We start from the raw sequence: 9,440 nt of genomic DNA on the forward strand, positions 1-9,440 counted from the left end.
AGTCTACGCGCCTTCCACTCCAATCAACTTTGTTTTAAAATTCAATTTTAATCGCAAAATAAAATAGATAAAATAATAAAAGAGGTGACTCTTAGGTCGAATTTAATCGACCTTTTGAGTCAGCCTCTTCAACATATATTCGGTTTGGCTCTGCCGAATTCTTATACAGCGTTATTTATTGTTTCATTTGTTTTCTTAAGGACAGTTTTGCGCATGAATGGAACAACCCAGCGGTCTAAACCGTATTTGCCAGCGTTGTAGCCAGCGAACAAGATGATGAAGCCAAAGAAGATGTCAGTTGGGTTATGAGATACTGTTCCGGCAAGGAAGAAAGAGAAATTCATGACTAAACCGAAGAACATTGCTGCAGTTGTTAAGCATCCAAGAATAAGACCAAGACCGATCAGGAATTCACCAAGCGGAACGATGAAGTTAAAAAGATCGATATTTGGAATGGCGAAGTTATCAAGGAAAGATACATACCAGCTGTAAACCATGTTTCCATCCGGGCCTTTAACCGGATTGGCAACAGCATTTTTTAAAAATCCAGTAGCATCGAATCCTTCACCAGTTAATTTTCGCCATCCAGCGTGCATCCAGTTATATCCGAGCCAGACACGTATGACAGTCAACAGGCCAGCAGCAACATTGTTTTCTCTTAACCATTTCGCGAACATTTAAATCGCTTCCCTTCAAAATAAGTAAATATTGATTACACTAACAATATATCAGAATTTGGAATTAAAATGAGGTATTTGTGAAATAGTTCACAGAAACGAAACAACAAATTGACAGAATTTTGAACAATAAGGAATAAGGACTCAATTCTTCTTTGCATGGTGAACGAGAACAAAAATACATGCTAGGTAAACAAAACCCGCTTGATTGAAGCAAGAGTTTTAAAATCTAAATATTTGAAAGATTATTATTTACCGAATAGGATACACTTAGAGGTATAAATTGAGAAAATCCATCAAAGGCTAAAATAGACTTTTAAAAAATATGGGTAGGGGTATATGGAGGAATAGGATTATCACGATTCAAATTCAAACTAGTATATAGTAGCTTTTTATAATAAAGAGGAGGAAATTCAAATGTATTTCAAATCTTTTTTTGACGAACAGCTAGCCCATATGTCTTATTTGATTGGATGTCAGCGAACTGGGGAAGCTATTGTAATCGACCCGGCGAGGAACATTCAGCCATACTTTGATGTTGCCAAAAAAGAAGGGTTCAACATCTCCGCTGCGACTGAGACCCATATCCATGCAGACTATCTTTCTGGCGCAAGAGAGCTTGCTCACCACCATGGAGCAAAGCTTTATGTTTCAGATGAAGGGGATAAGGACTGGAAGTACCAATATGTCGATCAATATGAACATGAATTGCTGACTGAAGCGTCGACATTTAAAATAGGAAATATCCATTTTGATGTAATCCATACACCGGGCCACACGCCGGAAAGTATCTCCTTCCTGCTCACTGACAAAGGTGGCGGTGCCAATGAGCCAATGGGAATCTTCACCGGTGATTTCCTGTTCATTGGCGATGTGGGACGTCCTGATTTGCTTGAAAAAGCGGCGGGTGTGGCAGGTACATCTGAATCCGGCGCACGTCAGATGTTTGAGTCGCTGCGCAAGGTAGAGAAGCTTTCTGACTTCCTTCAGGTTTGGCCGGCACATGGGGCGGGAAGCGCATGCGGAAAATCGCTTGGAGCGGTTCCGATGTCGACACTCGGCTATGAGAAGAAATTTAACTGGGCATTCCAAATCAAAGAAGAAGAAAAGTTCATAGAGGAGCTGCTGGCAGGGCAGCCTGAACCACCAAAGTATTTTGCCCAAATGAAAAAGCTGAATAAGACAGGACCTGAGTTGCTGCGCAAAGAAGAAACGTCTAAAGTATCTCTATCTGAAGCAGCCAATGCGGTGATCGTCGATACACGCCCTGCAAAAGAATTCGCTGCAGGCCATGCAGAGGGCACAATCAACATTCCGTATAACAAATCATTCACGAACTGGGCAGGCTGGCTGTTAAGCTATGATCATGATATTGTCTTAATTGCCGAACAGGATCAATTAACTGATATTAAAAAATCGCTGCAGTCAATAGGACTCGACCAGGTAACTGGATATGTTGTTCCAACAGAACTCAGCAGTGATCTTGAAAAATATAAAGATATCCCTGCCAGCAAGGCAAAAGAACTGATGGAAGATGAAGATTACTTTGTCATTGACGTCCGTAACCAGAGCGAATGGGACAGCGGCCACATTCCTGGCGCACACCATTTGATGCTTGGTACGCTCACAGACAATCTTGACGAGATTCCAAAGGACAAGAAAATCATCGCTCACTGCCAGTCAGGTGCCCGCTCCGCAATCGGAACAAGCCTGCTTCTGAAAAATGGTTTCAAGGATGTACTGAATTTGGAAGGCGGCTTCTCCGCTTGGGAAAAAGAAGGTCTTCCAGTGAAGAAAGATTAATATAGTTTAAGCCAGCTCTCCATTCGAGCTGGCTTCACTTGTTTTTATCAAAGACTTGTTTTCGTTTAAAATATGAAAAAACGATGACCAAATGATTAATTAATTTGAAACAATAGTCAAATCTGTTGATTCTCACGCTATTCCGTTTTATGTTAATTAAAAACAGATAGCGTGATATGAGGAGATCAATATGAAGATTCTTGTGATTGAGGATAATGAAAGTGTCTGTGAAATGATTGATATGTTTTTTTTGAAAGAAGGAATTTCAGGTGAGTTTGTTCATGACGGTCTTAAAGGTTATGAAACGTATAAAAATGGAAGCTGGGATTTATTGATTGTGGACTGGATGCTTCCTGGCATGGACGGTGTTACACTTTGCAGGAAGATCAGACAGGAAGGCAGTGAGGTGCCGATCATCATGCTGACTGCGAAGGACAGTGAGAGTGACCAGGTTCTTGGACTTGAAATGGGTGCGGATGATTATGTGACCAAACCGTTCAGTCCATTGGCGCTGATGGCTAGGATTAAGGCTGTAGCCCGCCGGTATCAAAAACAGCAGCCTGAAGAAAAGGGCTTAATTGGCACCACTCACCTTAAAATTAATAAAGAAACCCGTGAAGTCATGCTGAATGGACAGCCAGTCGCTAATTTGACACCGAAGGAATTTGACATTCTTTTATTTTTTGTGCAACATCCTCGCCAGGTTTTCACAAGGGAGCAGCTGCTTGAGCGTGTGTGGGGTTACCAATTTTACGGTGATGAACGAACGGTGGATGTCCATATCAAGCGGCTGAGAAAGAAACTAGGCACCGAAGCACAGCCATTATTCCATACAGTGTGGGGAGTAGGCTATAAATTTGATGAATCGGTCGATGGGCATGAAGGTTAAATATATTTACCAGCAATTCATCAGCCATATCAGCATTATCATCGTAGCTTTTCTCATCCTTAGTTTGCTGTTCACTCATTATGTTGAAACACTGGTATATAAGAATAAAACAGAAGAACTGATCGAATACGGAGATAATATCTGGCGTGATTTAGGGAGGGGAAATGAACGTCCCGAGCAGATAATCAATCAGTACGCCCGCGTTCTATTCTCCAGGGATATACAATTTAGTGTTTTTGATCAAAACGTGCAGCTGCTCAACCCAATCAGATGGAGAGGGCCGGCAATTGAGTTTACCGAAAAGGAATGGAGAAAGCTTACAGAAGGGGAACCAATTGTCATGAAGTATGACCTCAAGCGCTATGATCAGGCGGTAACCCTTGTAGCACTGCCTTTTATTGACAACGGGAAATTTATCGGCGGCATTTTACTCACATCTCCAATCAGCGGAGCACGGGAAATGATTGCTGAAATCAATAAATACCTTTTTTATACTGTGCTGGTTGCTCTTGCAGTAGCCTTTCTCCAAAGCTGGCTGCTGTCGCGGATCCATGTCAACAGAATCAAAAGGCTGCAGGAAGCAACATCTCTTGTATCGGCAGGTGATTACACTGTGAAGGTACCATCCTCCGATTTTGATGAAATCGGCGAACTGGCAGAGGATTTTAACAGTATGGTAAGCAAGCTGGATGAATCAAAAGGGGAGATTGAAAGTCTCGAAAATCGCCGCAGACAATTCATGGCTGATGTATCCCATGAATTGCGTACTCCGTTGACCACGATCAGCGGCGTAATTGAAGGCTTGAAGAATAATATGATACCTGAGGCTGAAAAGGAGAGAGGCATCAGTCTTGTGAGCAAGGAGACGAAGCGCCTGATCAGGCTTGTGAATGAAAATCTGGATTATGATAAAATCCGCTCAAACCAGGTCCAGCTCATTAAAGAAGATATCGAGCTTCTCGAGGTATTTGAAATCATTAAAGATCAGCTTGATATGCAGGCTGCAGAACGCAATAATCGTATTATAATTGAAGTGGAAGATTCAGTTATGGTACATGGTGATTATGACCGGCTCGTCCAGATTTTGATCAATATTACGAAAAACAGCATCCAGTTTACCGAGAACGGCACAATTAGGCTTAAGGGATGGATGGCTGGGCATAGAACGCTGATTGAAATTGAGGATTCCGGCATTGGAATTCAGCCGGAGGAAATTGAAAAGATCTGGCACCGCTTTTACAAAGCCGATATTTCCAGGACGAGTAATCCTTTTGGTGAATTTGGTCTTGGACTGTCAATCGTTAAGCAGCTTGTCCAGATGCATGAAGGTAAGATCCATTTAGAAAGCGAGCATGGAAAAGGGACAAAGTTTGTGATTGAGCTGCCATTTAGTTAAAATGAAAATGATAAGCAGCAGGCAAAGCCTACAGCTTTTGCTTTTGTTTGTTTTAATGGATTTAATACAAAGCGCTTGCGCTTTTTGTTATTTTGAAAGGGTGAACGATGTGGTACGTTTCGGAGTAGTAGGTACGAATTGGATTACAGAAGCATTTTTAAAAGGTGCAAGCAATCATGAGGCATTCCAGCTGACAGCGGTTTATTCCCGCACTGAGCAGAAGGCTGTTGAGTTTGCGGAAAAGTTTGGGGTTGAGCACACTTTTACAGAATTAGAGGAAATGGCGAAAAGCGATGTAATCGATGCCGTATATATTGCAAGTCCCATTTCCCTCCATGCAAGCCAGGCCATCACCTTCATGGAAAATGGCAAGCATGTTCTCTGTGAAAAGGCGATTGCATCAAATGGCAGGGAATTAGATGATATGATCCAAACAGCGAGAGAGCATAATGTAGTATTGATGGAAGCATTGAAATCTACTTTGATGCCGAATTTCAAGGCGGTCCAGGAAAATCTGCATAAAATAGGAACGGTGAGAAGGTATTTTGCAAGCTATTGTCAGTACTCCTCCCGTTACGATTCCTATAAAGAGGGAAAGGTGTTAAATGCCTTCAATCCCGCGTTTTCTGCTGGTTCGTTGATGGATATTGGCATTTACTGCATCTATCCGCTTGTCGCTTTATTCGGAGAACCTAAGGGCATTCAGGCGAATGGATATGTATTGAATTCTGGTGTAGATGGGGAAGGCAGCCTCTTGTTGAAGTATGATGAGATGGACGCGATTATCATGTTTTCCAAGATTACAAACTCATCACTGCCATCTGAAATCCATGGTGAGGATGGCAATATCAGAATTGATAAAATCAGTTCTCCTGAAAAAGTAGAAATCATCTATCGAGACGGAAGAACAGAGGATTTAACAAGGGAGCAAATCACAGATAATATGTTTTATGAAGCTGAGGAATTTATTACTTTGATTCAACAGGGGCAATCAGAATCAGTAAATAATTCACTGGAACATTCAAGAATCACGATGAACATCCTGGATGAAGCTAGAAGACAAATGGGAGTGACATTCCCAAGTGACCAGGAAGGCTGATAAAAACGGGCAGGTGCTTAAAAAGCGCCTGCCCGTTTTTATTAAAACCTTAATAATTCAAAAACTTAACGCACACAGGGTCCGGAACTTTTACCTCAGAGTCAAGCAGCGTAAGTCTCCCTGTTTCCTTATCTCGTGAATAAAGCACGACATTGCTTGAATTCTGGTTTGAGGCAATCAAATACTTTTCACTAGGGTCTAAAACGAAATCCCTAGGCCAATTGCCTTCGGTCGAGGTATGCTCCACAAATGATAGCTCGAAGCTTCCAGGTTTCACTTCGAACACAGCAATGCTGTCATGACCGCGGTTGGCAGCATAGACAAACTTACCATCAGAGGAAATGTGAATGGCGCTTCCTTGGTTATTTTCTTTAAAATCATCAGGAAGTGTTGAGACAGCCTGAAGTTGTTGGAAGCTCCCATCCTCCGAATGATATTTCAGCACTAGAACCTCAGAGCTGAATTCTGTCATTAAATAGGCATATTCACCGTTTGGATGGAACGTAAGATGTCTTGGACCACTGCCTGGTGCGATATTCAAAATACTTTTCTCCACCAATTTGCCATTGTCCAAAGAATAGGTAATCAGCTGATCGATTCCTAAATCAATGACAGCAGCATATTTTTCATCAGGGGTAAAGCCGCTATAATGCGTGTGGGCTTTCTCCTGTCTTTCATCAGGACCTGAACCTTCGTGAAAGATGCTTGATACCACAGCTCGGATTTCTCCATTTTCAGGAATTAAACGGTATGAATCGGCAGAACCTTTATGATAGTTGGCTGACAAGAGGAGGCTGTTATCCTTATTTACGCTTACATGGCAAGGTGAAGCTCCTTCTGAGATTTGTTTGTTAATCAAGGAAAGCTCTTTGGATTCCAGAATTCTGTACCCCGCGACACCGCCTGAGTTTCCTTCCTTTGCAACAGAATAAAGATACTGATTATCCTTACTGATGGTAAGATAGGTCGGATTCTCAAGAGAGGCAGCAGCTTTCACATCGGTAATTTTTCCATTTGCCGCATCAAGGGTAAAAGAATAGATCCCTTTGCTGTCTCCTTTTGTATAAGTGCCAATATAGCCTGTGAATTTTTCGTGAGTTGTCATTAGCAAAGCCTCCAATATCATTTAGCTTTATTTTGGTTTGATTTAAGTTCATCTATAGTCTAGCAAAAATCCAGTCGCGAATAAAATGTTCTGGACAAACTCAGGTGATAAGGAGCGACTGGCAAAACAAATTTTTTGAAAAACAAACAATCTTCACGGCCTGACGTTTATTTTTTCAATATAACGGTATAGTTAAAGAGAGGCAGTAGATTTTAGATGTGTAAATCTAGACATTAAACTGTATAAGAGATATGCTCTTTAATAATAACTTTTTCAGTGATTAAGGAGGTTTATTATGAGTTTGCAGAAACAGATTATTGAAGCACTGAATGTCCGTCCGGAAATCAATCCGCAGGAGGAAATTCAGAAGAGAATTGGCTTCCTGAAGGAATATTTACTAGCTTCGAAAGCAAAAGGATTTGTACTTGGGATCAGCGGAGGCCAGGATTCGACACTTGCAGGAAGGCTGGCTCAATTAGCGGCTGAAGAGCTGCGTTCTGAAGGTGTCGATGCAAAATTCGTTGCTGTCCGCCTTCCATACAAGGTTCAAAAAGATGAAGAGGATGCGCAGCGTGCACTGGATTTCATTAAACCTGATAAGATGATTACCTTCAATATTCAGCCTGCTGTTGATACATTCAATACACAATTTGAAGAAGCGATTGGCGATTCTCTTACAGATTTTAACAAAGGGAATGTTAAGGCGCGTATGAGGATGATTACACAGTATGCGATTGCCGGGCAGGAAGGTTTGCTTGTCATCGGCACAGACCATGCTGCTGAAGCGGTAACGGGATTTTTCACAAAGTATGGCGATGGCGGAGCCGATTTGCTGCCGCTAACTGGGCTGAACAAGAGACAGGGAAGGGAGCTTCTCAAGGCATTGAATGCTGAAGCAAGATTATACTTGAAAGAACCGACAGCTGACCTTCTAGACAACAAGCCCCTTCAAGCTGACGAGACAGAACTTGGAGTGAGCTATGAAGCAATTGACGATTATCTGGAAGGAAAGCAGATTGCAGAAGGTGATGCTGCGAAAATTGAGTCCAGATATATGGTTTCAGAACATAAGAGACAGGTACCGGCGTCGATGTTCGACTCCTGGTGGAAAAAATAAAGAAAAGCCTGGCCAAATGGCCAGGCTTATTTAATGCCATTATTCAAGTTCGGTAATTGCAAAACTTCTGGGATCTTCCTTTTCAGTGACCTTGTCAATTTTATCCGTAAACATTTGAAAAACTCGCTTTTTTTCTTCAAGTTCCTTGATGTATTCCTTCAGGTCATTGAATTTTTGTTCAAATGGCTGGTGGTACAATTCACGAATCTTCCTGTTCAAATCAGGATTAACGGTCGATTGGACAACCTGCTTTGTAATGTTGTATTTATATGTATAAACTTTTAACTCGTTTTTTATCTCTTCATATTCCGCATCAATTTCATTCAAGATTTCTTCAATTTCCGCTTTCCATTCATCTAGCGACATCTTAACATGCTGTTCCATAAGGATCCTCCTGCCATTTCGCCTATATTCAAGCTTCTTCCTTCTATTCTATCAACCTAGTTTTACATAGGTGTTGCGGCTTTATTACATTGTGGAAACAAAAGGATTGTTGTCTAACTTGAAAGTTCCTATTAATTGAAAAAGAATAATCATAATGATATAGGAACAAAGATTCATTTTTGTTAGAAAATGGCGAATTTTGTTGAATTGATGGTACGTAAGTTTTATATTTTAAATAGGACAGAAAAAGGCAAACTTATCGAAAGGTAGGGACGCAAAGCCACGAGTCTAAGGTGTTTTCGCTATGATCGTCGGGTTGCCAAAAAAGGATCGGATGATTTAAAAGATGGGCCAAAGGTGTTGTTTTTGACTTTGTCGAAAAACCGCCATCTTTTTGGAGGATTTTTCTATTTGTACCTGTTTTCACATATTAGCATGTTTTTTATGTTATTTGGTTCAAACAACTCATGAAAAAACCGTTTAAATGTGAAAAGTACTGAAAATGACGTTTGCAAAGCGTTATAGAGGTTAAATAATACTTAAGTACTTGACAGGGCATATAATAAGATACTCCTTTTGGCAGATTTGTTCCATTTCAGCATCGGTTTTTTGTCAGCAGGAAAAAAGATTAAAAGAAAGGTGGAGGAATTATTGACTGTTTTGTTTGGGACTGTAGAGTATTTTGAACGTGAAATCGAGTTTCATTTAGCAGAGGTTGAAAAGAGAGAACGGCTGCAGGAAGAAATCAGTCAAATCCAGGTGAAACTGGAGGAAGAACTACTTAACGATTTCATCTGTGATGAGAAACTTCGGATGGAATGCCTGCAGAATCTATCAAACGCCTGCAGCAAATTAACAGGAGATTATGTTGTATAAAAACTATTAAACTATAAAAGCCTGTGGTAGCGACCACAGGCTTTTATCTATGTGATAAGAAAATATAAAATTCACTTCGAGAATTGTCCAGCTC

9 protein-coding genes and 1 riboswitch are annotated in these 9,440 nt (G+C 41.0%); of the genes, 6 read left to right on the forward strand and 3 right to left on the reverse strand.

All coding sequences use genetic code 11. The annotated features are described in order from the left end of the window. Positions 1 to 161 precede the first annotated feature (161 nt). Entirely contained in the window at positions 162 to 677 is a 516-nt protein-coding gene (locus V7654_RS18310; RefSeq protein WP_335432176.1) for a DoxX family protein, read from the reverse strand. A 417-nt stretch (positions 678 to 1,094) separates the two neighbouring features. Between V7654_RS18310 and V7654_RS18315 the strand changes: the two genes are divergently transcribed. The 4 genes from V7654_RS18315 to V7654_RS18330 all read left to right on the forward strand — a co-directional run bounded on the left by V7654_RS18315 (position 1,095) and on the right by V7654_RS18330 (position 5,864). After that, complete coding sequence (locus V7654_RS18315) at positions 1,095 to 2,480, forward strand: MBL fold metallo-hydrolase (RefSeq protein ID WP_335432178.1); 1,386 nt, start codon at positions 1,095 to 1,097, stop codon at positions 2,478 to 2,480. A gap of 190 nt (positions 2,481 to 2,670) precedes the next feature. Further along, complete coding sequence (locus V7654_RS18320; protein ID WP_335432180.1) at positions 2,671 to 3,369, forward strand: response regulator transcription factor; 699 nt, start codon at positions 2,671 to 2,673, stop codon at positions 3,367 to 3,369. Further along, positions 3,359 to 4,765, forward strand: coding sequence for a sensor histidine kinase (locus V7654_RS18325; protein WP_335432300.1), 1,407 nt, complete (start codon positions 3,359 to 3,361; stop codon positions 4,763 to 4,765). Before V7654_RS18320 ends, V7654_RS18325 begins: the two co-directional genes overlap by 11 nt. Before the next feature lie 109 nt (positions 4,766 to 4,874). Next, a complete protein-coding gene (locus V7654_RS18330; RefSeq protein ID WP_335432182.1) occupies positions 4,875 to 5,864 on the forward strand; it encodes a Gfo/Idh/MocA family protein in 990 nt (329 codons plus the stop codon). A 49-nt stretch (positions 5,865 to 5,913) separates the two neighbouring features. Here V7654_RS18330 and V7654_RS18335 read toward each other — a convergent pair whose 3' ends face one another. After that, positions 5,914 to 6,975, reverse strand: a complete 1,062-nt coding sequence (locus V7654_RS18335; RefSeq protein ID WP_335432301.1) for a lactonase family protein — start codon at positions 6,973 to 6,975, stop codon at positions 5,914 to 5,916. A gap of 289 nt (positions 6,976 to 7,264) precedes the next feature. On the opposite strand from V7654_RS18335, the gene nadE reads away from it, so the two are divergent. Further along, complete coding sequence (nadE, locus tag V7654_RS18340) at positions 7,265 to 8,086, forward strand: ammonia-dependent NAD(+) synthetase (protein WP_335432183.1); 822 nt, start codon at positions 7,265 to 7,267, stop codon at positions 8,084 to 8,086. A 39-nt stretch (positions 8,087 to 8,125) separates the two neighbouring features. On the opposite strand, the gene V7654_RS18345 is transcribed toward nadE, so the two are convergent. Beyond that, a complete protein-coding gene (locus tag V7654_RS18345; protein ID WP_335432185.1) occupies positions 8,126 to 8,470 on the reverse strand; it encodes a hypothetical protein in 345 nt (114 codons plus the stop codon). 239 nt (positions 8,471 to 8,709) lie between these two features. After that, positions 8,710 to 8,794: riboswitch (cyclic di-GMP riboswitch) on the forward strand. A gap of 285 nt (positions 8,795 to 9,079) precedes the next feature. Here V7654_RS18345 and V7654_RS18350 point away from each other — a divergent pair. Next, positions 9,080 to 9,346 carry a hypothetical protein gene (locus V7654_RS18350; protein ID WP_335432187.1) on the forward strand — a complete coding sequence of 89 codons (267 nt, stop codon included), beginning with the start codon at positions 9,080 to 9,082 and terminating at the stop codon, positions 9,344 to 9,346. The last annotated feature ends 94 nt before the right edge of the window (positions 9,347 to 9,440 follow it).

This window comes from Bacillus sp. JJ1609 (assembly GCF_036967045.1).
Taxonomy (GTDB): domain Bacteria; phylum Bacillota; class Bacilli; order Bacillales; family Cytobacillaceae; genus Mesobacillus.

What these genes read in the sequence shown, in the direction of transcription:
- V7654_RS18345 (WP_335432185.1), bottom strand. Translation starts at nt 8,470, where the DNA reads ATGGAACAGCATGTTAAGATGTCGCTAGATGAATGGAAAGCGGAAATT.
- V7654_RS18315 (WP_335432178.1), top strand. Translation starts at nt 1,095, where the DNA reads ATGTATTTCAAATCTTTTTTTGACGAACAGCTAGCCCATATGTCTTAT.
- V7654_RS18325 (WP_335432300.1), top strand. Translation starts at nt 3,359, where the DNA reads ATGAAGGTTAAATATATTTACCAGCAATTCATCAGCCATATCAGCATT.
- V7654_RS18310 (WP_335432176.1), bottom strand. Translation starts at nt 677, where the DNA reads ATGTTCGCGAAATGGTTAAGAGAAAACAATGTTGCTGCTGGCCTGTTG.
- V7654_RS18320 (WP_335432180.1), top strand. Translation starts at nt 2,671, where the DNA reads ATGAAGATTCTTGTGATTGAGGATAATGAAAGTGTCTGTGAAATGATT.
- nadE (WP_335432183.1), top strand. Translation starts at nt 7,265, where the DNA reads ATGAGTTTGCAGAAACAGATTATTGAAGCACTGAATGTCCGTCCGGAA.